The sequence below is a fragment of the Neobacillus endophyticus genome (assembly GCF_013248975.1).
GTDB classification, from domain to species: domain Bacteria; phylum Bacillota; class Bacilli; order Bacillales; family Cytobacillaceae; genus Neobacillus; species Neobacillus endophyticus.
The window spans coordinates 74,150-87,883 of sequence record NZ_JABRWH010000002.1; the positions used below are offsets into that span (position 1 = coordinate 74,150).

The window sequence follows — 13,734 nt, forward strand, 5'->3', positions numbered from 1 at the left end:
ACGCATTTCTAACCTCAAGCTTCTGTAATGGAAGTAGTCGCTTTTTTGATTTAATTAACTAGGGGTAAGTCCGTAATAACTCCAAAAACGGCATGATAGATGTAAAAAATCCAAAACTTACTTTCGGAAAGATTCCAGTTTTGGAACACAGAGTCTAATTTTCGACAGGTTGTATTTTGATAAAGTTGTTTTTGGCCTCATAAATGTTTGTGTCTATTTATGGAACCTTATTTATAAACTAAAAGAGCAAATAGCTAATGAGAGATTTTTAAATTTATTCAGCAATCGGGCGCAATTCTGTAGTAAGAATTCCGCTTTTTCCTTATGTTACGGGCCCAGAATGGTGATCCTTCTTTATTTTTAGTGTTAATGGGATAAGAATCCGAAGTATAATTTAATATATATTTTAAAATGAGTATGGCATTTTCTGCAGGATTGCACTTAAACTATAGTGACAGGTCTGTTCAATAAAAAAATCATAACATAACAAGGTGTGATTCAATTGGAGAATATGAGAATCTATCGAACTTCTTGGAGAATAATCATAAGTTTTTTGGGAGTAGGTATCATCTTTTTTTTGATGTGTATATTGGCTATCCCTACGGGAATCTCTTTTCCTTTAATCAGTGGGTTCTTATTTTCTTTTACGGTTATCTTTTTGGGTCTTTATGACTTGAAGAAAAGAAGGGAGGGGAAAGGGTACTATTGGGATGAAGAGGGGGTTGTCGTTAATTTTAATGGAAATAAGGTTTACTGGAATGAAATCGAGAAAATAGAATTCTTGAATAGAAGGGGAAAGACAACAATAATTTATCCTCTCTATAACTGTCAGGAAACGATTATGAAACGGCATAAGAAGTCTTATCCCCCAAAAGGTTATGCCATAGTTTGGTTCGACATTGAAGAGCCTAGAGAATTTCACACTAATTTAATTAGGGCTTGGAACCGAAAAAAGTCATTCAGAGACGATTTTGATAAAACTTCTTGTTGAGCTAACTGTGTGCGATAGAATATGAAAAAGTGATAAAGTATTAATTTTTTTATTAAGTTCTTCAACAATCGGGCGCGTTTTTGCAATAGGCAGGAACGCTTTTTCACTATCCGGCAGCTTAAATGAAGAAGATGAATTTTTCTAAAAAAGAAAAATATACTAGTTTAAAAAATATAAACAATCGGATAGGGGAGATTTTAAAGGGATGCAACTAATAAAAGAAATAATAGACAATAAAGAAAAATCAAAAGTCACAAATTATATATTAAGAAGAATACCTGAGTGGTTTGGAATAGAAGAAGCAATTAAAAACTATGTAAAAGAGGTAGGGGATACGGATTTTTATGCCTTATTTCTTGAGGATAAGCCAATAGGATTTATAAGTATCAAATCAAATAATCATTACACTTCAGAAATTTATGTAATGGGGATTTTAAAGGAATACCATAACAAAGGTATTGGGAAAAAGTTATTATTAAAAGCAGAAGAAACATTGATTAACAAACAAGTTAAATTTCTAATGGTAAAAACTTTAGGGGAATCACATCCCGATTTAAACTACAAGAGTACAAGGCAATTCTATTTTAGAGCTGGTTTCTATCCATTAGAAGAGATTAAAGAAATTTGGGGCAAAGAAAACCCCTGTTTAATAATGGTTAAAAATTTACAATAATACGTTTCTTTAGTAACTACTTCTTCAATTACTTAATATGTGCTTTATAAACAAGTTTTTTAACGGGTGCTAATCTTGAATTTGGTTTTAACAATGATATTCAACAATCGGGCGCAAGAATTGAACAACGATAGATGGATTCAATAGTCCATTTTCTTGGTCTTTAATCAGTTAAAAGGCAGGTTAATTGAAGAAGGAATCTGTACACAGATGTAGAATTTTTTATATTAAATATAGGAAACTGATGAGGGGCAGTTTTTATGGGAAAAACTTCATTATTTACAACTCTGTTTTTCTTATTGTTAGTAACGGGATGCACTACGAAGAATAATGGTTTACCATTACCTTCATCTACCAAAAAAATTTCTAGTGATATCATCCAAGTACCCTTTCCTTACAGTGAATCCATAAACGGTGAAAAGTGGGATTTAAACCGTGATTCTTCAAATCATTTCGTAGTACAAGTAAGCAACAATGGAAGAGTTGAAAAAACTTTTCCCATAAACTCAAACTCTAAAGAGTCGATTACATTGGATGGTCAAAAGTACAATGTAAGTCATATCACTGTTAATAATGACGACAAATCTGGATTTGTTGTTCTTTTTAAGCATTAAGTTCTTATTTGTTGTGAAACAGATATTTTAGTTTGTGAAATATTGTACTTACACTAAAGTGAGCGTTACTTGAAGAAAAATAAGCTTAGTTGTATTTGTTTCTCTATTTTTGTTATTCCATTATAGGGCGCTTTTCTTGAATAAGGAGGCGTCTTTTTGTATTGTACTGGCTTCTGGATACTTATAATGGTTACCAACTTAAATGTAATTTAAATATATACAGAAACACAGGTTAGCCCTTTATAATAACGGGTTCTCTAGTTACCAACATTAATGTTTTCGTTTTCGAACATTTGCCTAACTAATAGCAACCAATTGAACCGAAAATCCATAAAAGAAAGTCGGTAAAATCTGTTTGCTAGGATAACGAAAAATCTCTTGTTATAAAGATTAAGACATAGTAAAATATGAGTATATTACTTTTCTTTTTTCTTTTTTATGCAACCAATTTTAAGGTTAGCTGTTACTTATTAAACTATTAACTATAAGCACTCTTTGGGGTGATCTGTACACATTTAGTTTATCTATTTGTGTTTATCAGACATTCCAGGAGTGCTTTTTTGTTTTTCAAAAAAACTTTTGGAAAGAGTGATATTTATGCAATTAGCAGAGTTGTTAGGTGGAAAAAAAGATATAGTTTCTGAATTTCAATTGGCTATGTCTAAACAAAGTGCTTTCTTTCACAAACGATTTAAGGCAGAACTTGTCTTAAAAGATGGTACTCGTCGTTTTTATCGATGTAAGGCTACTCGAAAGGATCTAGCGCTTCTTGAAGTGCTTCACTTTGTCGATTGTCTTCAAAAGGAAACAGGCGAAAGTATTATTTGGCGCTTTACTGATGAGAAGCTATTCTATCTTGGCAGTAATATCCCAAACAGGCCATCTAAAGTCTCTCAAATGAAAAAGTGGTTGTTAAAATACTTTTTTGATTTAGAGAATTAATCGCTAATTGGTTTCAGAAGCATAGAAAAAGAGAGTAATAAAATTAAACTTTTAAATCAAACTTTTTAGGAGAGTGTTTAAGATGATGAATCGTACTATTTTAATAGGAAGACTAACAAAGGATCCAGACTTACGTTATACGCGTGCGTCACGTTAAGCCTAACCGTCTATAGACGGGAACAGCTTCATGACGTTCCTACGCTTATGTAGTGGACGTCAGAGAACTCTAACAATGAAGTGCTTCGTGAAAACCGAAGTCCACATGGAATCCAATATATTAGAATGTTATCATCTCCGACAGGGGCAATGATTACCCACCTTCTAATATATATGTGCGAGTCTGATACTCCAACATGCACTAATACGCTGACACGTTGATGTGTGTGAAGCTTGGTGAAGTCGTAACCGAAACCTAAGTCCCTTTGGGATATGGAAGTATGGTGCGGGACTCCTTAAAAACCTGTGGCTATGACTACCAACTTTAGTGGGAATGTTTGCAGTTCCGTAACGTAGGTTCACTGAAAGGTGAGTATTGCAATTCGTGGTTACCTTTTGTGTGTTGGGGTAACTGCCTCGTTCCTTGAAACAGGACGAGAAGAATAACAATTAACTGTGGATTCAGAGTTATTCTAAGGATTGTCGGAATAGGGAACAAGTCTAAGGTCTTGAGGTAATACAAGGGATAGTTGTTAGGGAACGTGAGAGGCCCCAATGATGGAGAATGTCAGTTCTGTGAAATCTTTGGGGAGTCAGGACCCTCGTAGTAGTGTTGAAGCTTCTGTAATGGAAGTGGAGCGAAGGGGGGGAGTCGGAACAAGGACAATACAATCAAACTAACACAATTTGGTCTACGCTATAGGTATCAACGGATACTCATAGTAATCGCTAATTCACAAGAAATGCTTCTGTTGCCTCTCGTTGGCAAAGGGAAGTGTTTATAAACTGTGGAGGTTAATTACCAAATTAGTTCGGAATCTGAACTTAAACAAGCCCTCGACTTTATGTACGAAGAGTCTAAGTTAGGAAAATCGTTTAATGGTCTGTATGAACTTATCCGTAATGAACATACCATTGTCACTGCTATTCACGACATTAAGTCAAATAAAGGCAGTTGGACAGCGGGAGTAGACAAGAAAACCATTAATCATTTTCTACAAATGCCTGTTGAGAAACTCTTAATTACCGTCACAAGGGCTATGGATAACTATTCACCCAAGGCGGTAAGGAGACGCTATATTCCTAAAGGTAATACGGGTAAAACGAGACCTCTTGGAATACCTACCATGTTAGATAGGATTATCCAACAATGTGTTAAAATCGTAATTGAACCTATTATTGAAGCAAAGATGTATGAGCATAGCTATGGTTTTAGACCTTATCGGTCTACCCATCATGCTATCTCAAGATGTGCTTCATTAATTAATAAGGGAAGATACCAATACGTTATTGAGGGAGATATCAAAGGGTATTTCGATAATATCAATCACTCAATTCTTCTTAGAAAACTCCATAACATAGGAATTATAGACAAGAGGGTTCTTATGCTAATTAGGAAAATGTTAAAAGCAGGATTGATGGAGGACTTCAAGTTCTATGAAACCAATGAAGGTACTCCTCAAGGTGGTATTATTAGTCCTATTCTTGCAAATGTCTACCTGAATGACTTTGATTGGATGGTATCGTCAATGTACGAAAACCCATATTTTGCGAATGATTTCGCAACAGTCAAAAATGCCCGAAGAAAATTTAGGCAATTGGGTAGACAACCTGTGTTCCTTGTTAGGTACGCTGATGACTGGGTTATCTTCTGTAAGGATAGAGAATATGCCGGGAAAGTACTTAAACACTTGCAAAAGTACTTTAAACATAAGCTAAAGCTCGAACTCTCTGAAGAGAAAACAGTTATCACAAATCTACAAGGAAGTAGAATGAAGTTCTTGGGTTTTGAAATTGAAATGGGTAAACCAAGGTTTGACATTGGGAGAACAGGTAACAAGAAGCAACACGATACCTACGCGAGAATTCTTCCAAATACAATAAAAGTCAGAAGTAAAGTCGCTGAGATTCTATTGGATATCAAGAAACTCAAGGTAACTAAGGATGATTATCAAAAAGCCGTTATCATAGAAAGAGCTAATTCCAAAATAATTGGGTTAGCTGAATACTATAAGATAGCTGTCTGGACAGAAATCTTCAATAGACTTGACCACAAGATATTTCAATCGTGCCATTATACGTGGAAGAAATTCACCCGTAATAAAAACAATGGCAAAGACAAAACTAGAGCACTTATTTCCTTTGATAAGCTTTCTAATAGACCTGCAAGGCATGAAAAATATAAGGCTGAAACTCACGCGATTGAAATTGAAGGTAAATGGATTGGAATGTGCAGGTTTCTTCATACACCGTCTGTTAACCCAAAGAACTTCAATCAAGAAATGACACCTTATACCCCAAAAGGTCGTGAATTATATCAAACGGAATCTAAGAAGAGGTTGCCTCTTGCGAGACAACCACTTTACGACTATGACAGTTTCAGGATGGCAAAAGCCAATGCCAAAAGTAAAAATCCTAAGAAAAGGAAGTATAACTTCGAGTACTACATGAACAGGGAGTATGCTTGGAATAGAGATAAAGGTAAATGTAAAATATGTGACGTCGATATTTTAATAACCGACTTGCATACACATCACGTTGACCCCAATCTCCCGCTTGATAGGATTAATAAATTACCAAACTTAGCAAGTGTACACCGCAGATGTCACGAGCTGATACATGGGATTAAATGGCACACAAATTCTAAAATTAATAAGAAAATCGAGAGATATAGAGCAAAACTTGTTAAACGGGCGAATGTAAAACATTAGTGTTGTGATTTGTATTTGTCGCTCAAGAACTGATAATTCTTGAGTTGAAGCTGGTAAAACAGTTGAATTTGTTTCGATGGCGTGCCGTATGCGAGGAAACTTGCACGTACGGTACTATGGAGGGGAAAAGTCGGAGATAACATCAAACACTTACCTATTCCAATCGAGTGGTGTAGCAGTGGCTACCTTTACATTGGCAGTAAAACGTACGTATGCAAAACCAGATGACCGAGGAAATGTACCGACTGACTTTATCAATTGTGTTGTCTGGAGAAAGCCAGCAGAAAATGTTGCGAATTACCTTAAAAAAGGTAGTTTAGCAGGAGTGGATGGCCGTATCCAAACAAGATCGTATGATGACCAGTCCGGAAAAAAAGTGTATGTAACTGAGGTTCTTGCTGAAACAGTTCAATTCTTAGAATCGAAAGGTTCTGGGAATGAAAGCAAAGAAAGTAACCAAGGTAATCAAGATCAGAGTCCACGTAACAATAGCCGAAATGGTAATCAAAATGACACTAGTTTTGATCCATTTGCTAATTCTTTTGATATTAGCGGTGAAGACTTGCCATTCTAGGTTAATGTTAGAAAAAATTCATTTAAAAAGAGAGAGTGTTTCATTCCTAAAGGAGTGGAGCACTCTTTTTTTATTTTAACCAAACATAGGGAGGAATTAAGATGAACTATCAAATTTTGACGCGTAATGGTGATTGTCTATTGTCTGAATCTGCTGAAGGGATTCGTGAATGGATGGAAGAGGAATTAGTAAGGAAGTTGGATTTATTTGTCATACTGCAAGAAAATGACGATGATGAAGAACTTGAAATCTATCTCCATACCGATAATTACGAAGACCTAAGCGAGGAAGAACTGGCAAAGCTTATTGAGTTAGGAATTTCCGAATGTAATTCATTAGAAGCTATTTGTCAGCTATTAGAGATCACCGTTATTCAATAAAGAGGGGGATTATTATGAAATTCTTTGGGCCAGACGTGGGAACCGTTGAACCTTGTTTAAGTGGGAATATGGCTGATTATCTAAATAAGGATGAAAAGTTTATTTCACTTGATACAGGTTGTATGAAAACGGAGTCCCATATTCTGAAATGTCATGATTGTCATTCCTTTTTTCGATTTGAATACGATGAGGAACAGAATGGTGTCGAAGACGAAGGGGAAGTAGTTTCCATTCATTTAAGTTGTCCTGCTTGTGACAACTGGGATGAATTTGAAACGAAGCCAACTGTATTTGAAGTGGTTGGCAGGATCTCAAAAAATAAATAAATTTTGTTGAAAAATTAGCAAAAGAAGAGAGGAATTAACATGGCGAATACTGTACATGTAGCATACATTGAAATGCATCAATTAAACGATAATGGGGAGATTTTTGACCGTCACTTTTCCCTTCATATCTTTGATGATTTTGAAGAAAAAATGGTTGAACAGACTAACTCTTTTTCAGTTTTAAAAGGAACGGTGAATATCACGAATGTTGTTGAATATATACACGAACATTTCCCTGAAATGTTTTTTGAGCCAATTGTCTATAACCAAGGGCTCTATTTCAACAGACAATGGTATTCATTAAAGGAGCTAGGGTTTAACGATGAAGGTGAAAGAATAAGAGATTAGTAAGTCGTAGAGGGTGGATCGATGTTCACTCTCTTTCACTTTATCAGACTACTTAAGAGATTTTTGTGAGCGATTATTTAGCTCATTCATTTATTAAACATTTGGGAGGACTTTATTATGTCAAATATTGGAAACAAACTTAGAGCCGGATTTTTCGCTACTCCAGAATTACAAGGGGATTATGTAAAACAATTACTTGAGTTTTCAGGGGATTGTAGTATCTTTGATCCGACTGCTGGAGAAGGTGCAGTACTTTCACAGATGGCTAAAGGGCAAGATTTTAAGGTTAAATCATATGGCGTGGAAATAGACAAAGCACGAGCAGACAAGGCTTCACAGGTGCTTGATCACTGCATCAATGCACCCATTGAGTCAATGGTTATTAGCAATGATACCTTTGGTTTGCTGTGGTTGAACCCACCCTATGACTATGGAATTAAAGGGTTAGAAGATGATGGAGCCGACCGAAAGGAATACCTGGAATTGGTGAGAAATACGAGATATTTAGCACCAAAAGGGGTTATGGTTTACACCATTCCTTCTTACCGCTTCGCTGACTCTAAAATTGCGAGGTTTCTTGCCACGAACTTTGAGAATGTAGGGATACTCCGCTTTTCTAACGAAGATTATGATGATTTCAACCAATGTATATTCATTGGAAATAAAAAGTCTGGGAAATTCAAAGAGTTTAATAAAAAGCTCTTTGATTTTCTGACACAAATGGAATCAGAAGAATTCGTTATGAAATCTGTAACAGCTATCAATCTTATGGTTGGAAAGCATACTTGGAAAGTGCCTGCTGGACCTACGGAGATCCGAACTTTCTATACAAAGTTAGAAAGTAAAGCAAATTTTGTAGATGCGATTCGTTCAAGCAAAGGTTTTTCAGCATTTAAAGAGCGTTCTAAACCTAAGTCACTTGTATTAGGTGGAAATCCTATCATTAACATTGCACAAGGTTCAATGGCTCTTTTATTGGCCTCTGGTGCCTGCAATGGACTGATCGGAGAAGGAGATACGTTACATGCTGTTCAAGGCTTGGAGATTGTCAAAAAAGTAAAATCAGAGGAAAAAAAGGAACACGAAAGCGGGGGCACTTCGACTGTGACGAAAATTCGTACAGTTCGTGAAGTTTCCATCAAAGTGATAAACCCAATGGGTGTTATCAAGAAATTCGTGTAATTCTTTTACAGAGTTTAAGATATACGGTTGCTTGTTTTAAGCTGCCAGATTTCTTTCTAATAAATATTTGGAGTGGGGATTAACACATTTGTTAATTCCCTTTTTTATTTTACTAAACTAAAGGGGAGTTTTACTATGTCACAATCACAATTAAGCTTATTCGGAGCTTTTGAAGAAACAAAAAATATAGAGAGTATGATGGATGTTCGGAGTGAAGTTCAAGCTAATCGTAAGGTAGCTTATGATGTTGGCACACGTATCGGCGGAAGTCGGAAAGACGAATATGCGCTAAGACGTCAGTTCTTAGAAGAGAAAAATATCGATGTGCTTTCGGAAATTGAAAGTGAATCAGCTGTACTTGCTGCTGAATTGATTTCGAAGAAGGAACTATTTTCGGATTTTTCCCTTGAAGCAGAACGTGATAACGGAGTGGATTGTAAGGTCGCAAGACTCAAACAATTGCTGATTCAACGTATCGATGCTCAACCTGAAGACGCAGAGGAATCTCGAAAAGACTTTTTTCTTGCCACTCAGGAGCTTAACCATCGGTTCTCCTCTCTTATAACCATGGATCAGTTCAGGGATTTCATTGAAGTCATGAACACTCAAATGATCTATGAAGGTTCAAGTGGCACGTATACCGCTAACCGCATTAAAGAGTTGGAAGAAACGCTGGCTAATACGGATGATGACGATATCCAAACCATTAGCAATACTGAACGTCAGCTTCGTAGAGCAAAGGAGCGTTTAGCCCATATAAGGGAAGCTAACAAGTATAACTTCCGAATTCTAGGTGATTCCTTTAAAAACTTTTTTACGAAACAGCAAAGCTTAAATAGTACGCTGAAAGCTGTGAGCAAAATTAAGTCCTGGGATGAACTTCTTGCACCCAAAAAGAGCAAAAGTACCGGAAAGAACAAACCTGTGTGGGAGCGCATGTTACCAGAAAGACCAGACCGGATTGGCGGACGTGAATCGAATGTAAGTGTACCAGAAGACATGCTGCGGGATTTCGGTTTCAAAGCAGTTGAATTTGGTCACTACATGGAAGATAGTAAAGGGCTTGAACACATCTATCGCTGTAGCGAAGCGTTTCATGATTTAGCTGATCTACTAGGTGTTTCAGACCACGCATTATCTCTCAATGGAACACTCAGCCTCTCGTTCGGTGGTCGCGGGCGCGGTAGGGCCATTGGGCATTTTGAGCCAAAATTCAAGGTGATTAATTTCACGAAAGAAAGAGGTACTCTTGGGATTTGCAGTCATGAATTTTTTCATAGTCTTGATCATCATTTATATTGTATATCCTATGACCAAAAAAACGGCCATAATGGTTATTTATCCAACCTTGACACCGTTGGTCCTCATATCCCTACGGAACTTGTAAATGCCATGAGAGACCTTATGAAAGAAATTAAAGAAGGCAGCTCCATTGCCTATTTTCAAAATGAAAATAAGCCTGAGACATCCTGGCGTATTGGTTACTCCTTAAAGAATTTATACAAATGGGAAAATGGGAATTTACAAGCGATTATGGAAAACTACAAAACAAAGCTTGATGATTCCTATAAGTATCATGTATCTATGCTATCGTATATCAATCGTGATAAAGAGATGGAGAAACTAGATAAAAGAAAGATGCGAGAACTAAAGAAATACGCTCAAGCACTTGCATGGTATCATCAGCAACAAACAGGCGAAAGAGTCGAAGAAATCCCGTATCCGTCCGATAAAAGCATGTTTTTACAGCAAGCTATTGGATTAGATCGTGGCAAGAATGGCTACTGGTCTTCTAATGTTGAGTTGATTGCTAGAGCATTTGAAGCGTGGGTACAGGACAAACTTAAAGAGCAAGGGCGAGTCAGTGATTACCTTGTATGTGGTACCTATGATTCCATTGCTTATCCTATGGGCGAAGAGCGTGAAAAAATAAACAAAAAAATGGATGTATTGATGAAGCAAATCGTTGATACGGTCCTATTCTAATCGAGTGACTTTATAAAAGCAGGAGCCTTTCTATTTTTCTATAGGTTCTTGCTTTTTCTATTAACTAATAAACAAACATTTTTGGGAGGAATATAGAATGAAACAATTATTGAAGAGAGTATATGCTAAACGACAAAAGGCTGGTAAAGACGGTATTTGGTTACAGCATCTTGTATGCGAGACCGCCGCCTTAAAAGAGGGGGATCCGCTTTATGTTAAAGTTGGCGAAGAAGAAATCATTCTTCAAAATTTGCCTTTTAAACATGATAGCCATATTATCCATGTGAGCGGTCGGTTGAATAAAACCAGTAACAAACGTCGGCCTCTGGTAGATAGTTGTGGAGATAAATACGCTTCGGTTCTATCGTTAACCGATAAAGTAGAAATTATCGTACAAAAGAAGGACGAACTATCTCAGATCATTGTGAGACCTCTACAGTATAAGTTAATGGAGACCGATACGATTCCTTCACAAAAGGATGAAAGGCTCCGTGTATTATCATTGGGAGCAGGTTGTGGAATAGGTACTGCAGCACTTCTCTCAACCAATTATTTTGTTCCAGTCATGGAGATTGAAATGGAAGACGATTCGGCAGAAGTGTTGAAACATAACTATCCCAATAGTTTACTCTTTCATGGTGATATGAAAGATGTCCATTCGGTAACGAAGGCAGATGTGGCACTTGTAACCATGCCATGCAATGAAAGTTCTACTTTAGGTTTAAACGAAGGGAATGTTATGAACTCATTAGCCATCGCAGCAGCGAAGATTATTCTTTCTTCTCAAGCGGAGGTAGTATTTTTCGAGAATGTACCTCAATGGTATAAAACCAGCGATTGGACACTATTGAATGACCTTCTAAAAGAGGAATATCCGTATTTTACGGAACAACAGGTCGAGGCTTGGGATTTCGGTTGTCTCTCAACTCGCTTAAGAAAATATGTTGTCTGTTTCCGAGACCAAGAAATGTTTATGAATTTTCAATTTCCGAAACCGCCGAAAGTACGTAGGAGGAAATTAAAAGATTTTCTTGATGGCAAGCATGTAATCCATGAATGGAAGAGTTTAGATACCTGGATGACAAATTTCGAAAATCGAGATTCGTCATGGAGAGACCGCAACCTCGATAAAACGTTTGTTACGGAAGATTGTACTCAAATCAATGCAATTCCTAAGAGGTACCGCGGCCAAAGTGCTTCGTCTACCTACGTGTTGAGTAAAGACAAGAAACATTGGCGCTTCCTTAGTGTAAATGAAATCCGGAATATTTTAGATGTTCCAGAATGGTTTGAGTTTCCTAAACACATCAGACCTACTAGAATCTATGAAATGCTGGGTCAAAGTGTGAGTTGTCAGGTGTTTAAAGCAATTGCTAATAACATTGCTGCTGTATTCATGAAAAAGGCAATGAAATATCTTTATCAATCAACGAGAGCAATGAAAGAAAAAGTTGAACATGCAATTTCAATCTCTAATAATGGTCAACTTGAATTAGTTATCTAATGTGTGGCAAACCAAATATTAACAAATATTAATGAATTAATGATAACATACAGCAAATAATCTCGATACTGTGAAAACAGCTATCGAGATTATTTTTTTAAAACAAAATGAAGCGATGATCTCCTTATGGATACGCTTTGTCTAAAGGGTTTTCTTTTGCTGAAAATGCCATAACATTATTCCGCAATCTGGCCAGATTGTGGAACAACTCGTGTCTTTAAAATGTGATATATGTGTAAAATATCAATAAGTTTGTGTAAACTATGTAGTTTAGTTTAATAAACAAAGGATTAGAGATGAAATTTCTCTAATCCTTTATCGCTGGGCGTTATGTTCGAAACAGTTCGGGCACAAAAATTTCTTCACATGTCCATAGGTGTTTGGAGAGGCCCTGCTCGTAGAAGTATCGCAGGAAGGTGTCGAGAGTTTTACGATTCGCTTCAATGCCGTACGGCCACCAGTCGTCCCCCATTAGCTGACGATTTTTCTCAAATAAAGGGGTAAACCATGGCATCATGGCCTCCATATTCTGCCTAACAGTCTGTGTACGATATTTCTCCATTGCAATATCCTTTGACTCACAGAAGGCTCGATAAACAGCTTGTGCAAGATCAAGATGCTTTTCTAGAAGGTCTTTGCGGATGACAACTGTATGCATAATTGGAAAGATACCTGTTCGTTGGTAATAGTCGCGTTCAACACTCTCATAATCTGGAAAGAGACGAGCGACTTTTGGTGAGCCATTCACGATGCACGTTGGAGCGTGAGCAGAGATAAACGCATCAATCTCCCCGTTTTCCAGCATCGTCCCAAGTGCTTTGCCTTTCGGGACAGGCCTCACGTCAACATCATCAGGGTGGGGTTGCGGGACGAAATCGAAAGGTGGCATATACCAGTCAGAAGCCCCAATGATCCATCGTGACTGTTCTGGCTTCACTCCAAAATCATCAGAAAGGATACCTTTTGGCCATACGCCCGCATCGTGTCCATATAGGCCGAATTCTCCGATCGTTTTGCCAGCTAGATCTTCGGGTTTTTCGATGCCGCTTGCTGTGTTAATGAATATCGCTGAGTGACGGAACTGCCTATTTGGAAATATCGGGAGCGCGATAAACGACGTATCTCCTTGCTCAAGCATACGTAGATAAAAAGTCAGGCCAAGCTCTGCAACGTCGTAGGCTTTGTCACGTACCATGCGTTCAAAAATATCTGAAATAATTTTGCCGCTCTCGAAGCTCGCGTCAACGCCCTCGATTTTAACGGTTCCATCAAGCAGCGCCTCAGTGTGGAAATATTTCCAAGCACCAACATTAAGTTTTATGTTATTCATATGTCATTCTCCTTTTT

At 37.2% G+C, this 13,734-nt stretch carries 13 protein-coding genes; 12 read left to right on the forward strand and 1 reads right to left on the reverse strand.

Going from position 1 to position 13,734, the window contains the following annotated elements; translation table 11 throughout:
• Nucleotides 1-673: 673 nt before the first annotated feature.
• From HPT25_RS28525 to HPT25_RS26550, 12 genes are all read left to right on the forward strand, one after another.
• The gene (locus HPT25_RS28525; RefSeq protein ID WP_217270008.1) at nt 674-991 is read left to right on the forward strand and encodes a hypothetical protein; all 318 of its coding nucleotides are present in this window, start codon (nt 674-676) and stop codon (nt 989-991) included.
• A gap of 205 nt (nt 992-1,196) precedes the next feature.
• Nucleotides 1,197-1,664, forward strand: a complete 468-nt coding sequence (locus HPT25_RS26495; RefSeq protein ID WP_173071630.1) for a GNAT family N-acetyltransferase — start codon at nt 1,197-1,199, stop codon at nt 1,662-1,664.
• A 260-nt stretch (nt 1,665-1,924) separates the two neighbouring features.
• The gene (locus tag HPT25_RS26500) at nt 1,925-2,278 is read left to right on the forward strand and encodes a hypothetical protein (RefSeq protein WP_173071632.1); all 354 of its coding nucleotides are present in this window, start codon (nt 1,925-1,927) and stop codon (nt 2,276-2,278) included.
• A gap of 597 nt (nt 2,279-2,875) precedes the next feature.
• Nucleotides 2,876-3,220 carry a DUF6018 family natural product bioysynthesis protein gene (locus HPT25_RS26505; protein ID WP_173071634.1) on the forward strand — a complete coding sequence of 115 codons (345 nt, stop codon included), beginning with the start codon at nt 2,876-2,878 and terminating at the stop codon, nt 3,218-3,220.
• A gap of 1,001 nt (nt 3,221-4,221) precedes the next feature.
• A complete protein-coding gene (gene ltrA / locus HPT25_RS26515; RefSeq protein WP_173072062.1) occupies nt 4,222-6,087 on the forward strand; it encodes a group II intron reverse transcriptase/maturase in 1,866 nt (621 codons plus the stop codon).
• Between the two features lie 100 nt (nt 6,088-6,187).
• Nucleotides 6,188-6,661 carry a single-stranded DNA-binding protein gene (ssb, locus tag HPT25_RS26520; RefSeq protein WP_376767996.1) on the forward strand — a complete coding sequence of 158 codons (474 nt, stop codon included), beginning with the start codon at nt 6,188-6,190 and terminating at the stop codon, nt 6,659-6,661.
• 101 nt (nt 6,662-6,762) lie between these two features.
• Nucleotides 6,763-7,041 carry a hypothetical protein gene (locus HPT25_RS26525; RefSeq protein ID WP_173071638.1) on the forward strand — a complete coding sequence of 93 codons (279 nt, stop codon included), beginning with the start codon at nt 6,763-6,765 and terminating at the stop codon, nt 7,039-7,041.
• 14 nt (nt 7,042-7,055) lie between these two features.
• Nucleotides 7,056-7,367 carry a hypothetical protein gene (locus tag HPT25_RS26530; RefSeq protein WP_173071640.1) on the forward strand — a complete coding sequence of 104 codons (312 nt, stop codon included), beginning with the start codon at nt 7,056-7,058 and terminating at the stop codon, nt 7,365-7,367.
• Between the two features lie 39 nt (nt 7,368-7,406).
• Nucleotides 7,407-7,715 (forward strand): hypothetical protein, encoded by a 309-nt coding sequence (locus HPT25_RS26535; RefSeq protein ID WP_173071642.1) that lies wholly within the window; start codon nt 7,407-7,409, stop codon nt 7,713-7,715.
• Between the two features lie 117 nt (nt 7,716-7,832).
• On the forward strand, nt 7,833-8,897 hold the full coding sequence (locus HPT25_RS26540) for a DUF6094 domain-containing protein (protein ID WP_246277403.1): 1,065 nt from the start codon (nt 7,833-7,835) through the stop codon (nt 8,895-8,897).
• A 135-nt stretch (nt 8,898-9,032) separates the two neighbouring features.
• Nucleotides 9,033-10,883 carry an LPD1 domain-containing protein gene (locus HPT25_RS26545; protein WP_173071644.1) on the forward strand — a complete coding sequence of 617 codons (1,851 nt, stop codon included), beginning with the start codon at nt 9,033-9,035 and terminating at the stop codon, nt 10,881-10,883.
• Between the two features lie 97 nt (nt 10,884-10,980).
• Nucleotides 10,981-12,387, forward strand: a complete 1,407-nt coding sequence (locus tag HPT25_RS26550; protein WP_173071646.1) for a DNA cytosine methyltransferase — start codon at nt 10,981-10,983, stop codon at nt 12,385-12,387.
• Nucleotides 12,388-12,715: 328 nt separating this feature from the next.
• Here HPT25_RS26550 and HPT25_RS26555 read toward each other — a convergent pair whose 3' ends face one another.
• Nucleotides 12,716-13,717: a substrate-binding domain-containing protein gene (locus tag HPT25_RS26555; RefSeq protein WP_173071648.1), complete on the reverse strand. Its 1,002-nt coding sequence runs from the start codon at nt 13,715-13,717 to the stop codon at nt 12,716-12,718.
• Nucleotides 13,718-13,734: the final 17 nt, after the last annotated feature.

Bases quoted from the DNA above. Each gene is read 5' to 3' on its own strand.
- HPT25_RS26495 (WP_173071630.1), top strand. From the start codon at position 1,197: ATGCAACTAATAAAAGAAATAATAGACAATAAAGAAAAATCAAAAGTC.
- HPT25_RS26500 (WP_173071632.1), top strand. From the start codon at position 1,925: ATGGGAAAAACTTCATTATTTACAACTCTGTTTTTCTTATTGTTAGTA.
- HPT25_RS26505 (WP_173071634.1), top strand. From the start codon at position 2,876: ATGCAATTAGCAGAGTTGTTAGGTGGAAAAAAAGATATAGTTTCTGAA.
- ltrA (WP_173072062.1), top strand. From the start codon at position 4,222: ATGTACGAAGAGTCTAAGTTAGGAAAATCGTTTAATGGTCTGTATGAA.
- HPT25_RS26525 (WP_173071638.1), top strand. From the start codon at position 6,763: ATGAACTATCAAATTTTGACGCGTAATGGTGATTGTCTATTGTCTGAA.
- HPT25_RS26530 (WP_173071640.1), top strand. From the start codon at position 7,056: ATGAAATTCTTTGGGCCAGACGTGGGAACCGTTGAACCTTGTTTAAGT.
- HPT25_RS26535 (WP_173071642.1), top strand. From the start codon at position 7,407: ATGGCGAATACTGTACATGTAGCATACATTGAAATGCATCAATTAAAC.
- HPT25_RS26540 (WP_246277403.1), top strand. From the start codon at position 7,833: ATGTCAAATATTGGAAACAAACTTAGAGCCGGATTTTTCGCTACTCCA.
- HPT25_RS26545 (WP_173071644.1), top strand. From the start codon at position 9,033: ATGTCACAATCACAATTAAGCTTATTCGGAGCTTTTGAAGAAACAAAA.
- HPT25_RS26550 (WP_173071646.1), top strand. From the start codon at position 10,981: ATGAAACAATTATTGAAGAGAGTATATGCTAAACGACAAAAGGCTGGT.
- HPT25_RS26555 (WP_173071648.1), bottom strand. From the start codon at position 13,717: ATGAATAACATAAAACTTAATGTTGGTGCTTGGAAATATTTCCACACT.